This is a genomic window from Pseudomonas sp. PMCC200344 (genome assembly GCF_030053095.1).
GTDB classification, from domain to species: domain Bacteria; phylum Pseudomonadota; class Gammaproteobacteria; order Pseudomonadales; family Pseudomonadaceae; genus Aquipseudomonas; species Aquipseudomonas svalbardensis.
This window is the reverse complement of record NZ_CP125618.1, coordinates 3,300,771-3,323,838: the sequence shown is the minus strand read 5'-3', so window position 1 is coordinate 3,323,838 and position 23,068 is coordinate 3,300,771. Positions and strand designations below refer to the sequence as shown.

The window sequence follows — 23,068 nt, the reverse complement described above, 5'->3', positions numbered from 1 at the left end:
TCAAGCCCCTCCCAGCAATTCGGAAGCCGCCATGGCGCAACTGCGACTGGCGGTGGTGCCAGCGCGTCCGTGCAGCTCGAACCAATCGGTCGTCAGGCCGCATCCGCAATGTGCGCCGGGGTGTAATGTCGCCAGATCGCCCATGACCACAGCGTGAGCAGGGCTTGACGAAATGTACGGGGAGACAAATTCCAGCAAGCCGCGCTGGCCGTATGGCTGGACCGTGAAATCGGATGGGTTGCGCACGAAAACCTTCGAGTAAATGGGGGCATGAAAATGATGGCGGGCACATTGGATATAGGGCACGGCATGCTCGACGGCACCGTAACCATCCCGGCATCGGGACAGGTCGATACCCAATTGCCGATTGATTCGGGCATACAACTCAAGCAGGGGAATCTCTTGTGCTGCCTGGGTTTTCCAGCCACCCCCCAAAAACACCAATGACTGGGCGGGCAGCTTGAGATTCGGTGCACAGGTGGTTTCCATGTGCTGTAGCGCATGGGAAAGGAACGCAGGAAATCCGAGTATCCGCACGGGCAATCCCTCGTCGGCAAACTCCTGCAAGGCGCGAATCACGCCAAACAGGTCGAACTCGTGACCTTTACCGGTAAGGCGCAATCCGTAGACGACCCGATTGATGGGTGCGTAGCTGCAGAGAAACTGGTCGGTGTAAGCCGTGCCCAAGGTGATGGCAGCTTCGGGCTCGTAGCTCAGGAGCAAATAATTGCAGGGGCTTTGCGGAGTATCCCAGCCGTAGTGCCGGAAAATGTGGCTCACCATGCCTTGGGCCGCTGCCATGCTGCGAGGGTCATAGCGCATGCGACTCTTCTGGCCGCTGGTGCCAGACGATGTCAGCTCCAGCGCACCTTCGCCGGTGGGGCCGAACAACAAGTGACGTTTGAAATAGTTGGCGAAAATCGGTGGCAACCTGGACCAGTCATCCAGTGTCTCCAGGTCCTTTGCATCGAGCCCGTTGGCGTTTAGCCAGCGTTCGTAGCCAGGCGTGTGGTGACAATGAAACAGGCTGATTTCCCCCATCGCCTGGTCGAACAGGCCGTCGGGCACTGAATCCAGGCAATAGGGTTGCGTTAACGCACAGAGCGCAGCGGTGTGGGGTAAATGGATCATCAAAAGACCTAATGTGTGGTGTCAGATGGCAAGCGCGATGTGAGAGCGCCGCAGAAACAGGCGTAGGGGCGCCAGGCACAGAAGCCCCGCGATACCCGCCATCAAAGCGAACGATTCGTGGCTGTCACCGGCGCCGGCTGCAGCGATAATCGAGCCGCCACCGCCCATGACGGCGATCGAGATCATGCCGATCATGGCCGAGACCAGACCTTTGCTGTCGTCGCTGGCGAACAGCGCAAGCCGGTACAGCGCGGCATTGCTCATGCCAAGCCCAACGGCGTAAAGCGCCAGGCAGCTGATCAGCACGACTGTCGAAGCGCCGTAGACGCTGACGGCGACTAACGCGATGAGCCCGCCGCAAAACGGCCAAAGCGCGTATCGAATCAGTTGTGGCAGTTCAGCGTTGGCAATCAGTCGGTTGAGGATCAGATTGCCGAGAATGACGGCCGCAAACACCGGGATTTGCCACAGGCCATAGTGCAGCGTTGAAAGCCCCTGGTTGTGGATCAGCAAGAGCGGCGCCAACCCGATCCAGGCAATCAAGGGCAGGCTCATCACGCCCAGCGCGACTGCGGCGCAAAGGAATTGCGGGTTAGTCAGCAACGCGACATAGCGGCGCACGGTGCCGTGCCATTCAAAGCGTACTGCTTCCAGTCGCTGACCGTCGTGGCGCAGGGTGCCCACGGTTTCCGGCATGAACAGGTAAAGCCCGAGCCAGACCATCGCGCCGCCGAGACTCAGCAGTAAAAACAGCTCCCGCCAGGACAACCATTCCAGCAGCAGACTGCCGAGTAACGGCCCCAGAAGCGGGGAGAGCAGCGCAACGTTCCCCAGCAACGCCATGATTTTGACCGCGTCAGCTTCGCAGAAAACTTCTTGCAGGGCCGGGTAGCTGACCGCGATGACAAACCCCAACCCCATGCCCTGAATCAGTCGCAAGCCATTGAACGCATAAATGCTTTGCACGTTGAACGCGGCGGCACAGGCCAGGGCGAATACCGCGCAACCGATGAGCAACATCCGGCGGCGGCCAAAATGATCGGACAGCGGGCCAATCAGCCATTGCAGAAGAATGCCGCCAGCCAGATAAAGATTGAAGGCGTAGGGGACATGGTCGGGGCTGGCATCCAGTTGTCGGGTGACGGTCAACATGGCCGGCATAATCATGTCGCTGGCCATATAGGTCAGCAGTTCGAAAAAAGTTATTGCAAGGCAAAAGCCAAACAAATGGTGGGGGCTGATATTGATTAAAGGCTTGTGCATGGCATCCCTGTTCTTTGCTCAAAGTTTAATAGCGGGTTTATTGCGATGCACCGAGAGTAATCATCGAATATGAATAGCTCAAATGGACGATTAAGACCGAAAGCTTCAATGGTTATCGCTATGTTTCGATGTGCGCAGGGATTGAAAAAAGAAGTGAATACCCATGTACGAAAAATGCCCGCGACAGGGCGGGCATTTGTTCAGTAGTTATTGGGTGGGGTATTTGCCTTACAAGTGAATGTTCAATTATTCACGCTTTATGACACAACCAACCATTATCGATGCTGGTAATAACTCGGCCCGCCACGGTCGTAATGGTGACCGCCGTGCCAGCCGCCGTGGGGGAAAACGATGCAGCCGCTCAGTGTCAGGAGAGCGAGCAGGGGAATCAGCAGTGTGATTCGACGGAGCATTTCAAAATCCTCATGGTTATCGCCACTATGAAGCCAAAACTCTTCATCGGCTGTAACATGAGACCCCGTTTGTAGCGTCCCATCCCCGGAGAAAGGTAGGGGCTTGGCATGCGTTCTGATACAAGTCGGATACATTTTCAGGTTCAGGAACTCGCAATGACTCAGTCGCAACGTTTGAAATACTCGATTCTGATCTCTCTCGTGGTGTTGGGGATCATGTTCGGCCTTTCGTATCTGCAAAACGCAGGCGTCATCAGCGAGAAGCTGTTTCAGTACATCGCCATCGGCGTGGCGGTGATCGTGGTGGTGGTCAATGGCGTGATGCGTCGCAAGGTCAACCCCTGAACGACGCACCTTCAGCGGATCACTCGCGTTGGAGCATGGCTGCAGCGTGCGGATGCAGGCTGTAGCTTTTGTCCGGATTGAGCGTGATCACGCCTTCGCTGCACAAGCGTTTCAACACTTCCCGCACACTGAGAAAGGACAGGGGAATATCCAGGTCCACCAAGTGGCTGTGCACGCCGCGCACGCCAAGGCTACGGTCGCTTTCGGCGGCGGTCAGCAAGGCGTCGATGACTTTGAGGCGGATCAGACTGGTTCGCAGACCAAAGCTCTTGAGCAGCAGCCTGATCCGCTCGTTGCCATTGCGCTCGCCCCGTTGACTGAAAACACCGGAGCCCATGGCAGAGCCCTTTGGCGCATTGCTACCGTCCGTTGGCAGTTGCGAGTTGTACATGCAAAAACTCCTTTTCCGAGCCGGCCAGGAAATGTGATGGGTGCTCTCAATCAATAAGACGTATGAGCAGGGCAAATAATGAAGCCCCAAATGTAGAAATTTTGTCGCCGTCACGTCAGCGGCCTGTGAGATGCCCGTGAAAAGCGCCTTTCAGGGCCTAAATTTTTGTCATTTATTTCGTTCCTAGGGAAAGGCGCAGTGCGTGTATGACGCAGGGTGTTTGTCTTTTCGATCAGGAGCGAGCGTGATTATTTCCAGGCAGTTAACCCGGTTGAGCCTTGCAGGCGTATTGGTGGGCTTGAGTCTTGCGGTAAACGCACGCAGTCAGCCGGAGCAGGCGAGCGCCGACATTCGCCGGACCAGTTTCGGTGTGCCGCATATCCGGGCCGACAACGAGCGCGGGCTCGGTTATGGCATTGGTTACGCCTACGCTCAGGACAACCTGTGCCTGCTGGCCAATGAGATCACCACCGTGAACGGCGAACGTTCACGCTATTTCGGCCCGGATCAGTTCACGGTCGAAGAGCGCGAAAACCTGGTCAGCGATCTGTTTTTCAATTGGCTGAACACGCCACAGGCCGTCGAGGGTTTCTGGCAGGCGCAAACCCCGCAAGTGCGCGATCTCATCGAAGGGTATGTGGCGGGCTATAACCGCTCGCTGGCCGAGCGTCGGGTTCAGGGTTTGCCGCAGCAGTGTCAGGGCGACTGGGTGCGCGAGATTACCGCCCAGGATCTGGTCAAGTTGACGCGGCGTCTGCTGGTCGAGGGCGGAGTAGGGCAGTTTGCCGAAGCCTTGGCCGGCGCGACGCCACCCAAAGCCGTTGCTCATGTGGCGAGTGAACCGGCGACGTTCCAGGTGGCCGCCTCGCGCATGCAGCGGTTTGCCCTGGACCGCGGCAGCAACGCCGTGGCGGTCGGCAGTGAACGTTCGTTCAATGGCCGCGGAATGTTGCTGGCCAATCCGCATTTCCCTTGGGTCGGCGGGATGCGTTTCTATCAAATGCACCTGACCATTCCCGGCCAACTGGACGTCATGGGTGCGGCGCTGCCGGGGTTGCCGATGATCAACATCGGTTTCAACCAGCATCTGGCGTGGACCCACACCGTGGACTCGTCCAAACATTTCACCTTGTATCGCCTGCAACTCGATCCCAAGGATTCAACCCGTTATCTGCTCGACGGCAAGTCATTGCCGATGAAGAAACAGCCCCTGACCGTGAGCGTGAAACAACCGGATGGCCAGACCAGACCGGTTTCTCATGTGGTCTACAGTTCGCAGTTCGGCCCGATCGTGCAATGGCCCGGAAAACTCGACTGGGACAACCAGTTCGCCTACAGCCTGCGCGACGCCAATCTGGATAACGACCGGGTCTTGCAGCAGTGGTATGCAATGAACCGCGCGGTCAGCCTCAAAGAGTTGCAGGCCTCGGTGCACAAGATCCAGGGGATCCCGTGGGTCAACACCCTGGCGACGGATGATCAGGGGCTGACGCTGTACATGAACCTCTCGGTCGTGCCGAACGTCAGTGCCGACAAACTGGCCAAATGCAGTGATCCGCGGGCCGGGTTGCAGATGATCGTCCTCGACGGTTCCAACAGTGCGTGTGCCTGGGACATCGACCCGACGGCTGCACAAAAAGGCATTTTTGCGGCAGACAAGTTGCCGCAGCTGTTGCGCAAGGATTTTGTGCAGCACTCCAACGATTCGGCCTGGATGGCCAACCCGGCGCAACCGCTCACTGGTTTTTCGCCCCTGATCAGCCAGGATGGCCAGCCATTGGGGCTGCGCTCGCGTTTTGCGCTGGATCGCCTGAACACGTTGAACAAGGCCGGCCCGATAGCAGCGACGGATCTGCAACACATGGTGATGGATGACGAGGTGTATCAGGCGGCTCAAGTGATGCCGGACCTGCTGCAGTTCTGTGCGGCGGCCCTGGGTTCCGATGCGCCCGCGCTCACGCCGCTGTGTGCCAGCCTCAAGACCTGGGATCGCAGTGCGAATCTGGACAGTGGTCTCGGGTTTGTGCATTTCCAGAATGTCATGGAGTCGCTACAGCAAACGCCTGATCTCTGGCGTGTGGCGTTCGATCCGAAAGACCCGCAACACACCCCGAGTGGCCTGGCGGTCGATCGCCCGGACGTCGCAGAGGCGGTTCGCGAGGCGATGCTGGCGTCGGTGGCGCAGATCAACAAGATGGGGCTCAAGGCCGATAGCCGCTGGGGCGATATCCAGGTGGTCAGCAGTGGCGGCCAGCAGACGCCGATTCACGGTGGACCTGGCACTCTGGGGGTTTATAACGCCATTCAGAGCGTGCCGAGAACCGACGGTAAACTCGAAGTCGTCAGCGGCACCAGCTATTTGCAGGTGGTGACCTTCGATGACAAGGGACCGCAGGCCCAGGGGCTGCTGGCATTCTCGCTATCCAGTGACCCGGCCTCCAAGTACTCCAGAGATCAGACCGTGGCATTTTCCAGGAAGCAGTTGAGTGTGTTGCCGTTCACCGAGCAGCAGATCCTGTCCGATCCGCAGTATCAGGTTCAGACAATCCACGAGCAAGACGAAAAAGCCGGGAAGGTGGCTGCACAGTAACGCTGATGGCGCTTGAACCAGGAATGAAGGCCGCACCCGCAAGGGTCGCAGCCTTCAGCTTTTTGGGGCTTGTCGCGGAATGGAATTGAGGACCGGATTGCCGTCCTTGTTGCGGGTCAGGTAGACCGGCAATACCTTGGGCAGGGAAGCCACCAGGTTGTTGAGCTCTTTGATGTTGTAGATGCCGCCGATACGAATCGAGCCGGTGCTGTTGTCGGCCACCATCACCGGTTTGTTCAAGTAGCGATTGATCAATGGCAGAGCGTCAGTCAGCGCCAGGTCATCGAGCACCAGTTTTCCGCTGCGCCACGCCAGTGAGTTGTCATTGTCGTAGGTCTGACTGATCCGGGGAGTGAAGTCGCCGCGTCTATAGCTCGCCTGCATCGCTGGCTCGAGGCGCAAACCGTCACCCGCCAGGGCATCATTGCTGCTGACCAGCACCGAACCTTCGATCAGGTTCACGCGTACCTGATCTTCATACATCCAGACGTTGAATTTGGTTCCGGTTACCCGAATCCTGCCTTCGGCTGCTTTGACAATGAAGGGGTGTCGAGTGTCGTGACTGACGCTGAAGAAGGCTTCGCCTTTTTTCAGCGTGATCCGACGTTGATCCTTGTAGTTGCTGAACGTCAGCTCACTGCCCAGGTTCAGTTCTACCTGACTGCCATCGCTCAGGGTGACCTGGCGGACATTGTCGTTCGCCTCGAAATGTTGATAGGAATTGGGTAGCCAGCCCAGGTTCCAGCCGCTATAGGCCGCCAGTGGCAACGCCATGGCGCAAACCGCGGCGGCGATACCGAAGGTGCGCCAAGGCGTAGCAGGTTTGGCGCGGACCATCGGGACCACGGTTTCTGGACGTGGCAGGTCCCCCGCGACATCCCAGATCTCCAGCATGGCCTCGTACTCGAACGCGTGAAGCGGATGAGCGTTATGCCATTGCTCGAACGCCAGCCGCTCTTCAGCAGTGCAATCGTTGGCGTGCAGACGCATGCACCAATGCGCAGCGGCATCGGTGACAGCGTCGTATTCGGCTTGCGAGAGAGGGTTGTCGGTCATTGACTCATCCTGATTTCCTGCATTCTAACCTTGTGAGGAAGTCTGCGAGAACAACCGTCATGGCAATTACCAATCAAATGGGAATTTATTTTTCTGATTCATGGGGTGCTGGTGTGAAGTTGACGCCCCATATGGCTGATGAGCCATGCAACGCTGTCGGCGTTGCCGAGTTGCACCTTGAGTCTGACCAGGGGATCTCTCTTGAAAATTTTGCGGGCGCCGCTCAGGTTTTCTCCGCCGGTCAAGGTCAATATATGCACTTTTACCCGATCAGTATTTTCATAGGAAGTACTGCCCGGATCCTCCCACACACCGGTATCAGGATCTTCGGTCATGAACAACTGAGTAAGGGGGGTTTTGATCGAGAGTGCGGTGTCCTGAAGGGTGGTCAACGCATCCTTGAGGTCATAGCCGGTTGTGCTGGTCGTATTGATCAGATGGGAGAATGGTCTGCTGGAATCGAGGTAAGCAATGTCTTCGGTGTTGCAGATGAGGTGGGAAAGCTCATGAATAAGGGTTACTGCTCGGGCATGCGGGTCGATAGGGAAGGCAGGGTCGGTAAGATGTGGGCGGTAATTGTCGAAACCGGTGTCGAAGAATTTTTCTACCAGATAAATTTTCCGCTTTGCATCCGTAGGAACGGTGAAACCGAATGCTGTTTGCGCGCCACCGACCAGCCTGCCGATTACAAAACGACTGGTCTTCGGCTTTCTGAGTGAGGGGTCCAACAAGGCCGCAAAAATGTCGCCCAAGACTTTTTCAAGCTGCTCCACATGCGTGGACTGCACTTGCGGCACATCAAGAAAATCCATGATGAGTTGATGCACGGGGGTAACCGTGTGGTCGGAAGACTTCAGCAATTGCAGGTTTCGAAAGCAGTTCCAGGCATAGGTGGTTGCCAGGTCCAGCGCTTCGTCAATCTGACGAGCCTTTTGCGGAAACAGTCGTCGGATTTCGGGCATTCCATTGGCATCGACGTTCATGCCCTCCCAAACCGACAATGCGGTGCGCAACCGATTGCCGATGTTGAAACGGGGCGCTGGCGTTTCCCTATCCAGAACCCATTGTTTCGACACGTTCTGACTCTGCCGAGGACCGCGAATGTTTGTGTCGGCGATGCGCCAGCGCGTGCCGAGCTTTGCGACCGGATATACCTTTCCTTCAACCGGTGCGTAGGTTTTTTTTGTCGTCGGATGGGTATAGAGCCCAAGACTTGAGTTTAATGTGAGCGAATTCAGATCGACGTCGATGCTTTCATGACGCTTCAACTGCGTACGTTCGGGGGCTGTAATGGCAACGTTCTGCCATTTAAACCGGGTATCGGGCGTTTCTGGCGCAGGTGCACTTGGCGTAGAAGATGGCTTCGCTGCGCTTCCAGCGATTGTCGCAACGTGGCGAGTTGTGCAATGCCGCTGATGAACTCTTTTATCGCGGACCCCCATTTGTGCATCTGAAGGTCTTCGGCGGATTGCTTGATGTCGCGATAGCTGCGCCACACCGTAATCGGGTAGACAAGCTTGCCCATCAGAAACGTAAATGCCGCATGCAAATCTTCACCCAGCACATGCTTGATGGTTGCCCATTCGCCCTGCTTTTTGTCATCGGACTGACAACCGAGCAATCGTGCCAGTAACTCGGCATTGTCGTTGAACAAGTGTCTGAACAGATTCCCCTTGATCGGATTGGACGCCAGCATCACTTCGGGGAGGCGGTTACCGGAGGTCGCCATCCTGTACTCAAGCAGTATCCGATCAGGCTGCGGGAGGTTCATGAGTACCCAGTCGAGCAGACCGCCGCGAGTCTTCAGTTCTGTCAGCAGTTGTGTTTCATTCTTATATTCTTTCACTCCGTGCCGAGGGCTATGAGGCGCGACAAGGACCTGTGGCGCGGTGCTATCGACCGATGAGCCAATCAGATAGACGCCTGGCACTTTGACCGCCTGTTCACTCTTGATGCCCAGTAGCTCAAGTGGGCGGATGATCGCGTGGGCACCGTCGACTGCCGCGCGGGCGATAGCGTCAGGCATGTCCATGACTTGGCGTATCAGATCAAACCCCGTCTCGCTCAGGCGCTCCTGCAGTTTCTCCGTGTGGGCGTAATGCATCAGCTGCCAGGGTAATTGCGTGTAAAACCGCTTCCTGCGGTCCGCTGCATTTGCCTCGGTGTCTGCAAAGGCTTCGTTCAATGTTTTCTGCTGAAGTTCGCCCAGCTTCAAGTTTCGTATCAGGTCTCTGATGTAGCTTTGGTCCATCTCCTCGGGAATCACGGTGCTATCCAGCGACACCAGTGTGAAATGGGTTATGTCCAGATTCTTGAAGTGGGTCAATGCAAAGTCGGTCAAGGTTTGGGTGCTGGCCGCAGACCTCGGCCGTGCGCTGATCAGGATCTGGACCTTATCCGGATCGATGTCGAACGTATCGGCCTTGAGTTGTTTTTCAAGTGCATGGTGAGCCGTGCGCGCCAGGGAGCGTATGCCGGTGAGGTAGTCCTGGTCGTCGGTGACGTTGTTGAGGTATTGCTGAAGCAACTCCCCATGCAATATCTGATCTTTGATGGACGCCTTGGCCAGCCATGCCGGCAGTTTTTGCTGAGTGGTCAGGGATTGGGCAATGTCCGTCGCGCGGTCTAACCCGGTCATCGGTTGACGTAACGCCACCAGCTTCAGAAGGCTGGCCAGAGTCGTCGCGGGGAGCTTCGTGGCCAGCGCACGGGTGACGCACGCCTGGTCCAGTTGGACATAGGGCTTTTGCACGTGATCGAGAAAATGCTGATTTATTCGCTGTAGTGGGGCGAGGGTGTAGTGCTTGCCAGGCAATCGCTCGCTGAGTCCAAGGTTCTCCAGAAGTGTGGTGCGATCATCGTCGTCTTGGAGGCGTCGCCCCAGCTCGATCAGCAGCGGTGCCAACGCGTTGTAGGCTTCAAATCCCGACGCAGGCGTCCATAGAATCGCCTTGCCCGAATGCAACGGGTCTAGGCCACCTCGTTCGGTCAGCACAAAACAACTGGCCAGTTTCAACGGGTCCGCAGCGTCGCCTGCCTTCAGCGCCAAGGAAAACACGTCCGGCAAAAAACCGTTCAATGCAGCTCGCTGCAAGCGTACCGGGGTATCAAGCACGGATTTGATGATCGCCTGTTCCGTCGCACCCAGGGTGCGCATGACGGTGTGCAGCTTCAATTCACTGCGCAATGCCGTTGACAGGGTATGAGTGAAACTCGATTGCAAGCTCCCGAGCGACGAATCGACGATGCGCTGCGCCTCGGTAATCGTGCGGGTTGTTGTGGGAATGACCGGATGGTTGTCGAGGAGTTGGTCGAGCGCCTGCTTAACGGAGGAGAGTCGGGCCAGTTGCTCTTTGGCCGACTCGGCACGAACGGTGGCCGGTTGTGCGCTCCAGCGCTGGTCTGCGTGTGTACTCCAGCGTCCTGCGGCATCGGCCGTCAGCAGCCGATCGTCGATCAGTCCCCGGACATCCAGTGCCTTGTCGATCATGGCATGGGGATCCTGTGTGCCTTCGCTTTCACGGTAACGGCTCAGCGCGTGGGACAGGTTCTCCCGTTGTTTGCCAAGGATGTCGTCCATCAATTGTTCAAACACCGGGCTGATGATCGGTTCACCGACAATGACGCGCTCATCTGGCTCCAATGAAAGAAACGTGCCGCGTTCGTCCAAAGACATGAAGTTGAGCAGCGTGTCTTCGTGGCCTTCGCTTTTCATCATCTCCAGGACGATTTTCCTGACAGCGGGCAGGTCGCTCGTCGCCTCGATGCCTCTGGACTGGGTGTACAGAAAGCCCAGGGTTTCGCGGCTGCCGATCATTAAGGTCGAGGCCAGCTGCGCGTAATGCTTGAAGGGGGCGGTGATACGCACTTTTTCGATGCGAAGAGGATCGACGGTTTCAGGTTCGAGACTGACATTCATCAGTCGCAGGTATTCCTGCGTCGTTAGAACACCTTGCTGACGCTGAAGCAAAAGCTTCACGTGAAAGGTATCGCGCAAACCCTCGGCAAATAACTCCCGGCGTGACTGCCCGTTGCTCATCGGTGTGTTCCAGAACGTCTTGAGCAGGCCTTGCAAGTGAGGGGTAAAACTTTGCGCGATCTCTTTGACTGCGCTTTCCCAAGCCTGGTTATCGGCGTCGCTGCTCACACTGTGTTGGGGATTGGAAAAGACTCTGGAATCGCCAGTCGGCCACTCGTTGATCAGGTAGTAATGCAGCAGAGCATCGCTCAGTGAATGCGAGGAAAGCGTGTGCTGGTAATCGCTGTCGTCGAAGGTTGAAATCGTCCTGACAAAGCTCTTCAGTCGAGTAAGGCGCTGGTCCAGTTTGGGAAACGGTTTGTGCAACGCGTTCTTGAGGGTCCCGTCCAGCATCGATTGCAGTGTTGGCAGCTTGACCAGCTCACCCATCATCGTCTTGATGTTCTGAGCCTGATTGCGCTCGAGGGTGAGCTCCTGGTCCTGGAATACCGCACCTTCGATTATTTGCGTGACAATGTCTGGCGCAGTGGCGGCGGGTAAAGCGCTGCGTTGTTCGATGGAGAGAAAGCGCAACAACTCACGCTTCCCAGTGGGCTGTGCCAACCATTCCTTGAGTCTGCTTTTGAGGTCCTCCATGTCCGCGAATTTGATCAGGCCTTTCCACGGTGTGTAGAGCGTCACTTCTCCATCGTTGGGCCGGCTCATGGCAAAAGCGCCGGCCAGGGGGATATCGGTTTCATCAGGCACGCTTAAAAACAGCTGATCGACGTGCATGGGCTTGTTACTGGCGATACGGACTTCATGCGTCGCCAGATAAACAACCTTCAACCACTTCAGGTCATCAAGCGTGAAGTACAGCGCTTTCTCGCGATCACCGGGCTGTTTGGCGTTGGATGCGAGTTCTGCCTCGTCGAAAAAATACGGCAGTGGGGGAGCAGTCATGGTTTTTCCTCGATGTGCTGCGATCGGCGGGTAATCGCAGGCTGTTGGATTGAGGAAAAACAGTACGGTCAGTGGAAGGCTCGGGTGCGGTACATATTGCTTGATCCGAACAGGCTGTCGAGACTTGACAGGACGCCGGTAAAACAGCGCTTAATCGACAATTGTTTTGGGTTGCCCTGCAACCTCGCTTCACCCTGTTGCCCGTACTCAATAATAAAACTGGAGCTTCAGATGACCGCAACGCCCGAAGTGGCCGTCCGTTCGAACACTCAAATGCTCGATTTCGACGCGCTCGTTCTTTTGCTTGAGCAGATTTTTCAGCGCCATGGCACCTCCGCCGAGGTGGCCAGAACACTGGCCCTCAACTGCGCCGGCGCCGAACGCGATGGCGCCCATAGTCATGGCGTATTCCGCATTCCCGGTTATGTGTCGACGCTCCAGAGCGGCTGGGTCAATGGCCAGGCCGTGCCGGTGGTCGAGGACGTGGCTTCGGGCTTTGTCCGGGTCGACGCCGGTAATGGTTTCGCCCAGCCGGCCCTCGCAGCAGCACGCGCCTTGCTGGTGGAAAAGGCCCGCAGTGCCGGCATTGCGGTGCTGGCGATTCGTAACTCCCACCATTTCGCCGCCTTGTGGCCGGATGTCGAGCCCTTCGCCTATGAAGGCCTGGTGGCGCTGAGCGTGGTCAACAGCATGACCTGCGTGGTGCCGCACGGCGCCGATCGTCCGCTGTTCGGGACCAACCCGATTGCTTTCGCCGCCCCTCGGGCTGACGGTGATCCGATTGTCTTCGACCTGGCAACCAGCGCCATTGCCCATGGCGATGTGCAGATCGCCGCACGCAAGGGCGAGCGTTTGCCGCCAGGCATGGGGGTGGATGGTCTCGGCCAGCCGACCCAGGACCCGAAAGCGATTCTTGAGGGCGGCGCGTTGCTGCCGTTTGGCGGCCATAAAGGTTCGGCGCTGTCGATGATGGTCGAGCTGTTGGCGGCGGCGTTGACCGGCGGCAATTTTTCCTTCGAGTTCGATTGGTCGAACCATCCGGGCGCCAAGACGCCGTGGACGGGCCAACTGTTGATCGTGATCGATCCGAGCAAGGCGGCCGGGCAGAACTTTACCGAGCGCAGTCAGGAACTGGTCCGGCAGATGCACGGTGTGGGGCTCAAGCGTTTGCCGGGGGATCGACGTCACCAACAACGGGCCAAGTCCAGCACCGAAGGCATCCGGCTCGACGCTCAGACGTTGGCGAGTTTGCGGGAATTGGCCGGGCTCTGAGTCCTGCATACTCTCAGTCTGCATAAAAGCCGGGCATGAAAAAGGCGAGCTGCGTGCTCGCCTTTTTGCTGGGTACTGATTAAAACGGGGTCGCTTAACGCCGACCCAGCAACAACCCGACTACCAGGCCGAAACCGGCAGAGATCGCCACGGTTTGCCACGGATGACCACCGATGTAGGTTTCAGTGGCTTCGACCGCAGGTTTGGTCCGGTCACGAACGCTGGTGACGGAGTCCCGAGCCTGCTGAAGTTTCTGGGCGATCTGCCCACGAAGTGTGTCTGCTTCCTCTCCGACGAGCGAGGCACTGCTTTTGAGCAGCTTTTCCGACTCTTCGATCAGAGCCTGAAGTTCGCTGAAGGCTTGATCCTTGATCTGGTCTTCGGCGACTTGTGCGGCGGTTTTCCGGGCCATTGAGGTACTCCTTGCAGATAAATGGACAGTGAACAGTGGAGTCTGTCGTCAGCGAAAAAGTTGCAGTGGATTTTCGCGTTGACCCGACCCTGACGAAAAATCCTGAGTCGGACATTTCTTCCTACAGTGTAAGATGTCGCCTATTTTACGCAGCAGGTAACTCCCATGAGCTTCAATCTGGCCGACAAACCCCTTGCCGAGCGCGCTGCGCTTGAAGATGAGAAATCCCGTCTGTTCGATCTATGGCAAAGCAACCTGGGCAAGTCCAAGGGCGAGGCCGCACGATTGTTCGGTGAACGCGCCAAGCGCAAAGGCAAATGGGCGGAGTGGGTCCGTGCCGAACTTGACGGCATGTCGCCCCCGGAATTCGCGAACATGGTGCGCAGTGAAGTCAATCGCCTGATGACTGCCAAGTAGCGCTCGTAAAACTCGCAACAATCGCTTCCCGCACTTTCAGCACCACCGGATCGAGCTGCGTACTGGTGCGCCAGCCCAGTTCGATCGGGTAACGCGGCAACGCCAGAGGGCAGGGCAGCAGTGCCAGTCCGCTGAGCGCCGCAATGCTTTGGGCCGCATGGGCCGGAATGGTCGCCACGGCCTGACTGCCCTTGAGCAAGTGCGGTAATGCGGCAAAGTGTGTGGTCGAAGCGCATACCCGCCGACTCAACCCCAGCGCCGCCAACCCCTCATCGGTGATCCCGATAAAGCCGCCCGACGACACCAGAATGTGCTCGCGGGAGACGAACTCATCAAGGCTGAGGGTCTGCTGTCCCTCGGCCAGGCTCATCGGGTCCACCAGGCACAGATAACCGCCTTCTCCCAGCACCTGACGGCTGAGCAAGCGCTCGGCAAACCCACCTGCGGTGATCGCCAGATCAATGCTGCGTTCCATCAACGCCTGGGCGACGATCTGGCTGTGGGTCTGACGAAAGATCAGCCGCAGCTTCGGCGCGACGCGGGCGATTTCCTCGATCAGCCGGCGCCCATAAGCGATTTCGAAATCATCGGACATACCCACGGTCACCGAGCGCCCCTCGTAATGGTGGGCGGCCGGATCGACCATTGCCAGGCTCTGCCGGCATTTATTCAAGGCATCGCTGACCACCGGTTTCAACTGGTTAGCCTTGAGCGTGGGTGCGAGTCCGCGGCCGGTGCGCACGAACAACTGATCGCTATACACCTCGCGAAGCCTTCGCAGTGCAGCGCTGACTGCTGATTGCGTCACGCCCAGACGCAACGCGGCCCGGCTGGCGCTGGACTCTTCATGCAGCGCTTCGAAGACTTTCAGCAGGTTGAGATCAACGGTGGCGATATTCATCTGGTTCATATCATTCAGCAGTGAGTGGGGCTTTATTGATGATCCCGTGGCGCCGGAGAATGAGCAACACCTCATTGCTTTCGGAGTTACTGCGATGCCAAAGTCAATCGTTGCTGCACTGCAAATCGGCTCTTTACCCGGCGGCAAAGCCGAGACCCTGGAACAGATCCTAGCCTGGGAAAGCGCGATTATTGAGTCCGGGGCTGCGCTGGTCGTCATGCCCGAAGCGTTGCTCGGCGGTTACCCCAAAGGCGAAGGCTTCGGTACCCAACTGGGTTATCGACTGCCGGAAGGTCGTGAAGCCTTTGCCCGGTATTTCGCCAATGCGATCGATGTGCCCGGCGCGGAAACCGAAGCGTTGGCCGGGCTGTCAGCGCGCACCGGCGCCAACCTGGTGATCGGTGTCATCGAGCGCGCCGGTAGCACGTTGTACTGCACCGCGTTGTATTTCGATCCGCAGACCGGGCTGGTCGCCAAGCACCGCAAACTGATGCCCACCGGCACCGAGCGGTTGATCTGGGGCAAAGGCGATGGCTCGACGTTGCCGGTGATCGACAGTCAGGTCGGGCGGATCGGCGCAGTGATTTGCTGGGAAAACATGATGCCGCTGCTGCGCACCGCGATGTACGCCAAAGGCGTGGAGGTCTGGTGCGCGCCAACGGTGGACGAGCGGGAAATGTGGCAGATCAGCATGCGCCATATCGCCCATGAAGGACGCTGCTTTGTGGTCAGCGCCTGTCAGGTTCAGGATTCGCCGCACGCCTTGGGCGTGGAGATCGCCAACTGGCCGGCGGACCGGGCATTGATTGCCGGGGGCAGCGTGATCGTCGGGCCGATGGGCAATATTCTGGCAGGACCTCTGCGTGACAGCGCCGGTTTGCTCAGCGCAGAAATCGACACCGATGACTTGGTCCGCGCCCGTTACGACTACGACGTGGTCGGCCACTACGCGCGCCCGGACGTGTTTGAGTTGACGGTGGATGAGCGGGCCAAGCCGGGTGTTCGATTTATCTGAGAGCACGCCACTCTTCACAGGTGATTTCCCAGAGGTCTTTGGGGAATCGCCCGCTGACGAAGTCGCCCTCATCGCTGCGGATCAAGCGCATACCGGTGCGTTCCGAGAGTTTGCGCGAGCCGAGGTTGGGCGCTGCTTTCGGTACCCGCATCACGGATCGGCCGAGGGTTCCGAACCAGTACTCGGTGACCGCCGCACTGGCTTCGGTCATCAAGCCCTGGCCTTGCCATTTTGGCCCGAGCCAGAAGCCGCGGTTGTTGTCCTGCTCTTCCATCAGGCTGATATTGCCGATCAGTCGCTCCGGCGCCGACTTCAAACGAATCGACCAGTGCCACTCTTTGCCGACGGCAATCGCCGGCAAAGCGATGTCACGCAGATAGGTCAGTGCGCCATCAGCAGGGTACGGCCAAGGAACCAAGGCGTTCAGATAACGCACCACTTCCCAGTGCGGGAACTGTTGCTGGATGGCTTCGGCGTCGGCCAGTTCCAGCGGGCGCAGGATTAAACGTTCGGTGTAGATCGTGGGTGTGGCTTCCATGTTCTTTGTCGTTCCTTGAGTCGTGACTTACCAGGTGCCGGTCGTCGACGTTGGCAGGCTGAGTTTGCCACTGTCCACGAAACGCATCGTGCCGAATAAGCCGCCCGCGAGTTTGCCGCGCAGGACGTAGGGCAGGTTGTCGAGGGTTTGGGTTTTGCTCAGTCCCAGTGTCTGGCGCAGCACGGAGAACGCCGAAACACTTACCGGAACGGTCAGCACGGTTTCGGAAAAGCGTGCAATCGAGCCCGATTGATCGCTGACGCCAGAGGCGAGTGGCTGGCCATTAACCTCCAGGTCCAGGGCCACGCCGTTGTAATTGATGGCGGTTTCGTTGGGGTTTTGTACGCGTATTTTCACGGCAAAGCGTACTTCCATGTCCTGGCTTTGCAACGGCTCGAAGCCGACGACATTGATGTTCAGCGGGTCGCGATTGGGCAGCAGGGCACAGGCGCTCAGGGAGAGCAAAAGCAGGGAAAGGATAACGGCGTGGACACTGCGCATGAATGTGCTCTCTTGAAGAAAAGGCCGAACCGCCAGTGGCTCGGCCTCGAGCATTTTCTAGCGGTTCAAGGGTGCGACAGTTGCCGGCGAGACGGGTTCACCCTTGGCCGGGATATCCGGGTTTTCCATGACCCGCAGGATCGAGGCTTCCGGATCGAAATCGTCCTCTTCCAGCTCAATGAACTCTTCGGGCAGGAAGATATTCAGCACGATAGCGCACAACGCGCCGACGGTGATCGGCGATTCGAAGATGTTGTGCAGCGCCTTCGGCAACTCGCGCAGCACTTCCGGAACCGCCGCGACACCCAGGCCCATGCCGAGCGAAATCGACACGATCAGCATGTTGCGCCGGTGCAGGCCGGCTTCGGCGAGGATCTTGATCCCGGCGACGGCGACGGTGCCGAACATCACCAGTTCAGCGCCACCGAGTACCGGTTTCGGCATCAGTTGCAGCACTGCACCGATCATCGGGAACAACCCCAGCAGCACCAACAAACCGGCAATGAAGAACGCCACGTAGCGGCTGGCCACGCCGGTGAGCTGAATCACGCCGTTGTTCTGGGCGAAGGTCACCATCGGCATGCTGTTGAACACGGCGGCCATGGCTGAGTTCAGGCCGTCGGCGAGCAGACCGGACTTGATCCGGCGGAGGTAGATCGGGCCTTTGACCGGCTGCCGGGAAATCATCGAATTGGCGGTCAAGTCACCAGCGGCTTCCAGCGGCGACACCAGGAAAATCACTGCCACTGGTACAAACGCCACCCAATCGAAGTTAAAGCCGTACTTGAACGGCACCGGTACGCTCATCAGCGGTACGTCGGGCAGACTGGCGAAGTTGACGTCACCCATCAGCCAGGCCACGACATAGCCGAGGGTCAGGCCGATGACGATTGCACCGAGGCGCAGGAACGGCACATCGACCCGGTTCAACAGCACAATCGTTCCGAGTACCAAGGCCGCCAGGGCCAGATGACTGGCCGCGCCGAGGTCTGCCGCACCGAAGCCGCCGGCGATGTCGGTCATGGCGACTTTGATCAGCGACAGGCCCATCAGCGTGATGATCGTGCCGGTCACCACCGGGGTGATCAGCATCCGCAATTTGCCGATGAACTGGCTCAACACCACTTCGATGAAGGCGGCGAAAAAGCACACACCGAAGATCGTCGACAGGATCTCATCGGTGCCGCCACCCCGGGCCTTGACCATGAAACCGGCACTGAGAATCACGCTGATGAATGAGAAGCTGGTGCCTTGCAAACACAGCAGGCCGGAACCGATCGGGCCGAAACGTCGTGCCTGAACAAACGTGCCCAGTCCCGAGACGAACAGCGCCATGCTGATCAGGTACGGCACTTCGCTTTGCAGACCGAGGGCGCCCCCCATGATCAGGGTCGGAGTGATGATGCCGACGAAACTGGCGAGTACATGTTGCAGCGCAGCGAAGACGGTGGCGGTCAGATGCGGACGGTCGTCGAGGCCGTAAATCAGGTCGTTATTGCGTGGGGCAGGGGCTTTTTCAGAGGCGGTCATGGTGGTGTGCGTGCCAGAAGGCGGGCCGGGTCAGAAAATGGAGGCGCAGGATGCCAGCAGCGGGCATCGAGGGCAACGCACAACGTACTGATCGTTCCCACGCTCCCGCGTGGGAATGCTCATCAAGCGAACGCCGCGAGTAGATCCTCTTCAAAGGCTTTCTGCGCATCCCCCGGCACTTGGGCGCGATGGCGGGCCAGATGAAACGCCACGTCGAAACTCATATCGGCACGGCGCACGGCGCGCAGCAATCCTTTGTCTTCCCAGCTGCGGGCAAAGTGGCTGGGCAAATAACCGACGTGCTTGCCGGAAAGAATGAAGGCGAGGGTGCCTTCGACTTGCTCCGAGCGCGCCGAACACATCTTCCCCTGGAAGGGCTCGTCGCTGCGCAGGAAGCGATAAGGGTGATCGACCCGATCGCAAGCCTGGAGCGCTAGATCGTCAGGTGCGTCATTAGTGAATAGCGGATGTCCTGCGGCGCAATACAGGTGCTGGGTTTCGGTAAACAGTTCGCGGTAGTCAAAAGCGCTTTGCACTTGTGAGAAATAGCCGATCGCCAGGTCCAGTCGTTGTTGCAGCAGCAACCGTTCCATTTCGCCGGGCATGGCGCTGATCAACTCGATGCGTACCGATTCGTCCCGTTCACGAAAGCGTCGGATCGCATCGGCTACTCGTTGCAACACGGATTGATCGAGCGCTTCGGACAGCCCCAAACGAACCTCGCCGATCAAGCGCCCGGCCACACCATTGGATTGATGGCGGAAGGCTTCGATGGACTCGAACAGGCTGCGAGTCGCGCTGAGCAGTTGTTCGCCCTTGGGCGTGATCTTGAAACCACCTTTGCCGCGACTGCACAGGCGATAGCCGAGTCGGGTTTCCAGTTTGGCCATTTGCTGGCTGATGCTCGACTGGCTCAAGCCCAACTCCCCCTGAGCCGCGCTGAAGCCGCCGCACTCCACCACGTTGACGAACAGGCGCAGCAGTTGCAGATCGAGATCGTGGAGTTGGCTGAGCATCAAACATTACTCTCGGATAAAGTCAGGATAACTAACTTGGTATTTTTCCAATGTATCCGACGGCGCATTCTGCATCCACTTCATCTGGTCAGGTGTTCCGTCATGGGTCCCATGTTCAAGCTGTGTTTCCCCACGCTGTTCCTCGCCATGGCCGTATCGGCCCAGGCCGAGGAAAAAGTCCTGAATCTCTACAGTTGGTCCGATTACGTAGCGCCTGAAACCTTGCAGCGTTTCGAGCAGGAAACCGGTATCCACGTGCGCTACGACACGTTCGATTCCTCGGAGGTGCTCGAAACCAAGTTGCTCACTGGTGGCAGCGGTTATGACGTGGTCGTGCCGTCTTCCAGTGTGCTGGCCCGTGGACTGGCAGCCGGTGCGTTGAAAGAGATTCCCCACGAAGGCCTCAAGGGTTACGCCAACCTCGATCCGGATTTGCTGGAAAAACTCGCCGCCGTCGACCCCGGCAACCGTTATGGCGTGCCCTATACGTGGGGCACACTGGGTTTGGGGATGAATGTCGAAGCCGTGAAGCAGCGTTTGCCGGACGTGCCGCTCAACAGCCTGGACCTGCTGTTCAAGCCTGAGTACGCCGGCAAACTGAAAGATTGCGGCATTGCCATTCTCGATTCGCCTCAGGAAGTGATCGGCCTGGCGCTGCATTACCTGGGTAAAAATCCTTACAGCACTGACAAGGCTGATCTGTCAGCCGCCGAGGCGCTGTTGCATCAGCTGCAACCCAATGTGCTGTACGTCGCGACCGGTCGGCAGATCAGCGATCTGGCCAATGGCAGCGTATGCCTGGCGTTGACCTACAACGGTGACGCCAGCATGGCCGCTGATCAGGCGCGCAAGGCCAACAAGCCGTTCGAAGTGGCGTACCGGATTCCGAAAGAGGGCACGCTGGTCTGGCAGGACAACCTGGCGATCCCCAAGGACGCCCCACACCCCGAAGCCGCCCGCGCCTTCATCGAGTTCATGCTGCGCCCGGAATCCGTCGCAGCACTGACCAACACACTTTTCTTCGCGACAGCCAACCAGGCGGCAACACCGCTGGTGGATGAGGCCGTGCGCACCGATCCGGACATCTACCCACTGGCTGACGTGCGTGACCGGCTGTACGCCGACCGCAGCATGAGCCTGAAGGACCTGCGTCAACGCACTCGCTTGTGGACCACTTTCCGTAGCCGCCAATAATAAGGAACCTGAGATGGACGTCCCGATGCAAAACGATCAGGCCATGACCCGCGACAGCCTCTACGGCACTGCCGCCGAAAGTACCTACGCCGGTATCACCAGTTTCATGCGTCGTCGCTACAGTCGCGACTTGCGCGGCGTCGACGTTGCGGTCAGCGGTGTCCCGTTCGACACCGCCACCAGCAACCGTCCCGGTGCGCGTTTCGGACCACGTGGCATTCGTGCCGCGTCCACCGGGATTGCCTGGGAACGCCACTGGCCATGGGCCTTCGACCCGTTCGAGCATCTGGCGGTCATCGACTACGGCGATTGCGACTTCGATTACGGCACACCGCAGTCGGTGCCGGAAAGCATTGAAGCCCATGCCGAACACATTCTCAACGCCGGTAGCGCGATGCTGACGTTCGGCGGGGATCACTTCATCACGTATCCGCTGCTCAAGGCCCATGCGCGCAAACATGGTCCGCTGTCGTTGATCCACTTCGACGCCCACAGCGACACCTGGCCGGACGAAGACGGCAAGCGCGTCGATCACGGCACGATGTTCTGGCACGCGGCCAAGGAAGGGTTGGTGGATCCGTCGCGTTCGGTGCAGATCGGGTTGCGCACCACCAATGACGATCACCAGGGCTTTCAGGTGCTGGATGCGCGACAAGTGCATCGACGTGGTGTTGATGAGATTGTCGAGGCCATTCGGGCGCGGGTCGGTGATAACCCGGTGTACCTGACGTTCGACATTGATTGCCTTGATCCGGCCTTCGCTCCAGGCACCGGAACGCCGGTGTGCGGTGGCTTGAGTACGGTGCAGGCGCTGGAAATTCTCGGTGGTTTGCGCGGGATCAATCTGGTGGGAATGGACGTCGTGGAAGTGGCGCCGGCCTACGACAGCGCGGACATTACCTCACTGGCGGCGGCGACGTTGGCGATGGAAATGCTGTGCCTCTATGCAGCGAAGCATAAGGTCGACCGGTAACACACAAGAAAAATGTGGGAGCGGCGGTGCGGCGATCCCACATTTCGATCTGTGTCAGGCGACGGGGATGATTGGCAGATCCAGGGTTTCAGCCCCGGTAAATCGCGCCATCGACCCGGCAATGGATTCATGGGGCACGCCCATCTCCACACCACTGGCCCCATCAAGCCGCAACAGTTGATCGGCACTCAATTGCACATCCAAAGCACCCAAGGTCGCATCCAGTTGTTCACGGGTGCGCGAGCCGAGAATCGGAATCAGCGCCGTGGTCGAACGCTTGGCTTTTTCCCGCAGCCAGGCTATGGCGACGTGCGTCGGGCTGGCGCCCAATTCTTCAGCGACGGCCAGCAAGGTGTCGAGCAGGGCGGTTTCACGGGCGCTTTTCTCGGCGTGGATCAGCATGCCGAGTTTGGCGGCGCGGTTGTCGCCATCGTTGGTGCGGTACTTGCCAGTGAGGAACCCGCCACCCAATGGTGACCATAACGTAGCGGCCAGGCCCAAGGCTTCGGCCATCGGCAGTTGTTCACGTTCGGCCGTGCGTTCAGCGAGGCTGTATTCCACCTGAATCGCAGCAAGCGGTGAGAACCCGCGAATCTCGGCCAGCAAATCGGCCCGAGCAATGCGCCACGCCGGGAAGTTTGACAGCCCGGCGTAGTGAATTTTGCCAGCGCGCACCAGATCGTCGAAACCGCGCAGAATTTCTTCCATCGGCGTCACGCCATCGCTCATGTGGGCCCAGAACAGGTCGATGTGGTCGGTGTTGAGTCGTTTCAGGCTTTCTTCCACGGCGCGAACCATGTTCTTGCGGTTGTTGCCGGTGTGGGAAATGCCCGCAGCCGGCGTGGTCCCCAGGGTGTATTTGGTGGCGATGACCAGGCGATCCCGTTCCGCTGCGATGAACTCGCCGAGCATGGCTTCCGACTGGCCCGCCTGATAGCCGTTGGCGGTGTCGATGAAATTGCCGCCGGCCTCCAGGTAGCCATCAAAGATGCGTTTGGCCTCGTCGCGTTCGGCACCATGACCCCAACCGGTGCCGAAGTTACCGGCGCCCAGCGCCAGTTCCGAGACCCGCAAGCCGGTTTTGCGGCCGAAGACTTTGTAATGCATGGGGTGACTCCTGAAGGAAAAAACGTTGGGGTCGAATATAAATGTCTAGCGACATGTATTTAATATGATGCTGGTAATATTT

At 58.4% G+C, this 23,068-nt stretch carries 19 protein-coding genes and 1 pseudogene; 7 read left to right on the top strand and 13 right to left on the bottom strand.

The window, feature by feature from the left end:
- The 3 genes from QFW87_RS15015 to QFW87_RS15005 form a co-directional block, all read right to left on the bottom strand.
- A complete protein-coding gene (locus QFW87_RS15015; RefSeq protein ID WP_283188114.1) occupies window positions 1-1,131 on the bottom strand; it encodes an acyl-protein synthase in 1,131 nt (376 codons plus the stop codon).
- 21 nt (window positions 1,132-1,152) lie between these two features.
- Window positions 1,153-2,394, bottom strand: a complete 1,242-nt coding sequence (locus tag QFW87_RS15010) for an MFS transporter (RefSeq protein WP_283188113.1) — start codon at window positions 2,392-2,394, stop codon at window positions 1,153-1,155.
- A gap of 275 nt (window positions 2,395-2,669) precedes the next feature.
- On the bottom strand, window positions 2,670-2,807 hold the full coding sequence (locus tag QFW87_RS15005; RefSeq protein WP_283184207.1) for a hypothetical protein: 138 nt from the start codon (window positions 2,805-2,807) through the stop codon (window positions 2,670-2,672).
- 156 nt (window positions 2,808-2,963) lie between these two features.
- Here QFW87_RS15005 and QFW87_RS15000 point away from each other — a divergent pair, with 156 nt between their 5' ends.
- The gene (locus QFW87_RS15000) at window positions 2,964-3,152 is read left to right on the top strand and encodes a hypothetical protein (protein WP_283188112.1); all 189 of its coding nucleotides are present in this window, start codon (window positions 2,964-2,966) and stop codon (window positions 3,150-3,152) included.
- Between the two features lie 19 nt (window positions 3,153-3,171).
- Here the strand turns inward: QFW87_RS15000 and QFW87_RS14995 are convergent, their stop codons facing one another.
- Window positions 3,172-3,543, bottom strand: coding sequence for a fe2+ zn2+ uptake regulation protein (locus QFW87_RS14995; RefSeq protein WP_283184208.1), 372 nt, complete (start codon window positions 3,541-3,543; stop codon window positions 3,172-3,174).
- Window positions 3,544-3,787: 244 nt separating this feature from the next.
- Between QFW87_RS14995 and QFW87_RS14990 the strand changes: the two genes are divergently transcribed.
- Window positions 3,788-6,133, top strand: coding sequence for an acylase (locus QFW87_RS14990; RefSeq protein ID WP_283188111.1), 2,346 nt, complete (start codon window positions 3,788-3,790; stop codon window positions 6,131-6,133).
- Between the two features lie 54 nt (window positions 6,134-6,187).
- Here the strand turns inward: QFW87_RS14990 and QFW87_RS14985 are convergent, their stop codons facing one another.
- Together QFW87_RS14985 and QFW87_RS14980 are read right to left on the bottom strand one after the other, a co-directional pair.
- Entirely contained in the window at window positions 6,188-7,189 is a 1,002-nt protein-coding gene (locus QFW87_RS14985; protein WP_283188110.1) for a FecR family protein, read from the bottom strand.
- 98 nt (window positions 7,190-7,287) lie between these two features.
- Window positions 7,288-12,110 (bottom strand): annotated as a pseudogene (locus QFW87_RS14980) (DUF6543 domain-containing protein).
- A 231-nt stretch (window positions 12,111-12,341) separates the two neighbouring features.
- Here QFW87_RS14980 and QFW87_RS14975 point away from each other — a divergent pair.
- A complete protein-coding gene (locus tag QFW87_RS14975) occupies window positions 12,342-13,382 on the top strand; it encodes an Ldh family oxidoreductase (protein WP_283188109.1) in 1,041 nt (346 codons plus the stop codon).
- A gap of 94 nt (window positions 13,383-13,476) precedes the next feature.
- On the opposite strand, the gene QFW87_RS14970 is transcribed toward QFW87_RS14975, so the two are convergent.
- The gene (locus tag QFW87_RS14970; protein WP_123364977.1) at window positions 13,477-13,794 is read right to left on the bottom strand and encodes a DUF883 family protein; all 318 of its coding nucleotides are present in this window, start codon (window positions 13,792-13,794) and stop codon (window positions 13,477-13,479) included.
- 165 nt (window positions 13,795-13,959) lie between these two features.
- On the opposite strand from QFW87_RS14970, the gene QFW87_RS14965 reads away from it, so the two are divergent.
- On the top strand, window positions 13,960-14,211 hold the full coding sequence (locus tag QFW87_RS14965) for a hypothetical protein (protein WP_283184213.1): 252 nt from the start codon (window positions 13,960-13,962) through the stop codon (window positions 14,209-14,211).
- Here QFW87_RS14965 and QFW87_RS14960 read toward each other — a convergent pair.
- Window positions 14,186-15,121, bottom strand: a complete 936-nt coding sequence (locus QFW87_RS14960) for a LysR family transcriptional regulator (protein ID WP_283188108.1) — start codon at window positions 15,119-15,121, stop codon at window positions 14,186-14,188. The two genes, QFW87_RS14965 and QFW87_RS14960, sit on opposite strands and share 26 nt — an antisense overlap.
- Before the next feature lie 85 nt (window positions 15,122-15,206).
- On the opposite strand from QFW87_RS14960, the gene QFW87_RS14955 reads away from it, so the two are divergent.
- Complete coding sequence (locus tag QFW87_RS14955) at window positions 15,207-16,127, top strand: carbon-nitrogen hydrolase family protein (RefSeq protein ID WP_283188107.1); 921 nt, start codon at window positions 15,207-15,209, stop codon at window positions 16,125-16,127.
- Here QFW87_RS14955 and QFW87_RS14950 read toward each other — a convergent pair.
- The 4 genes from QFW87_RS14950 to QFW87_RS14935 all read right to left on the bottom strand — a co-directional run bounded on the left by QFW87_RS14950 (window position 16,120) and on the right by QFW87_RS14935 (window position 19,712).
- Window positions 16,120-16,665: a GNAT family N-acetyltransferase gene (locus QFW87_RS14950; protein WP_283188106.1), complete on the bottom strand. Its 546-nt coding sequence runs from the start codon at window positions 16,663-16,665 to the stop codon at window positions 16,120-16,122. The genes QFW87_RS14955 and QFW87_RS14950 overlap by 8 nt on opposite strands.
- Window positions 16,666-16,692: 27 nt before the next feature.
- Window positions 16,693-17,166 carry an LEA type 2 family protein gene (locus QFW87_RS14945; RefSeq protein ID WP_283188105.1) on the bottom strand — a complete coding sequence of 158 codons (474 nt, stop codon included), beginning with the start codon at window positions 17,164-17,166 and terminating at the stop codon, window positions 16,693-16,695.
- 57 nt (window positions 17,167-17,223) lie between these two features.
- Window positions 17,224-18,696, bottom strand: a complete 1,473-nt coding sequence (locus QFW87_RS14940) for a nucleobase:cation symporter-2 family protein (protein ID WP_283184218.1) — start codon at window positions 18,694-18,696, stop codon at window positions 17,224-17,226.
- A 122-nt stretch (window positions 18,697-18,818) separates the two neighbouring features.
- Complete coding sequence (locus QFW87_RS14935) at window positions 18,819-19,712, bottom strand: LysR family transcriptional regulator (protein WP_283184219.1); 894 nt, start codon at window positions 19,710-19,712, stop codon at window positions 18,819-18,821.
- A gap of 102 nt (window positions 19,713-19,814) precedes the next feature.
- Between QFW87_RS14935 and QFW87_RS14930 the strand changes: the two genes are divergently transcribed.
- Together QFW87_RS14930 and speB are read left to right on the top strand one after the other, a co-directional pair.
- Window positions 19,815-20,906 (top strand): polyamine ABC transporter substrate-binding protein, encoded by a 1,092-nt coding sequence (locus QFW87_RS14930; RefSeq protein ID WP_283188104.1) that lies wholly within the window; start codon window positions 19,815-19,817, stop codon window positions 20,904-20,906.
- A 13-nt stretch (window positions 20,907-20,919) separates the two neighbouring features.
- Window positions 20,920-21,879 carry an agmatinase gene (gene speB / locus QFW87_RS14925; RefSeq protein ID WP_283188103.1) on the top strand — a complete coding sequence of 320 codons (960 nt, stop codon included), beginning with the start codon at window positions 20,920-20,922 and terminating at the stop codon, window positions 21,877-21,879.
- A gap of 54 nt (window positions 21,880-21,933) precedes the next feature.
- Here speB and QFW87_RS14920 read toward each other — a convergent pair whose 3' ends face one another.
- A complete protein-coding gene (locus QFW87_RS14920; protein WP_283188102.1) occupies window positions 21,934-22,986 on the bottom strand; it encodes an aldo/keto reductase in 1,053 nt (350 codons plus the stop codon).
- Between the last annotated feature and the right edge of the window lie 82 nt (window positions 22,987-23,068).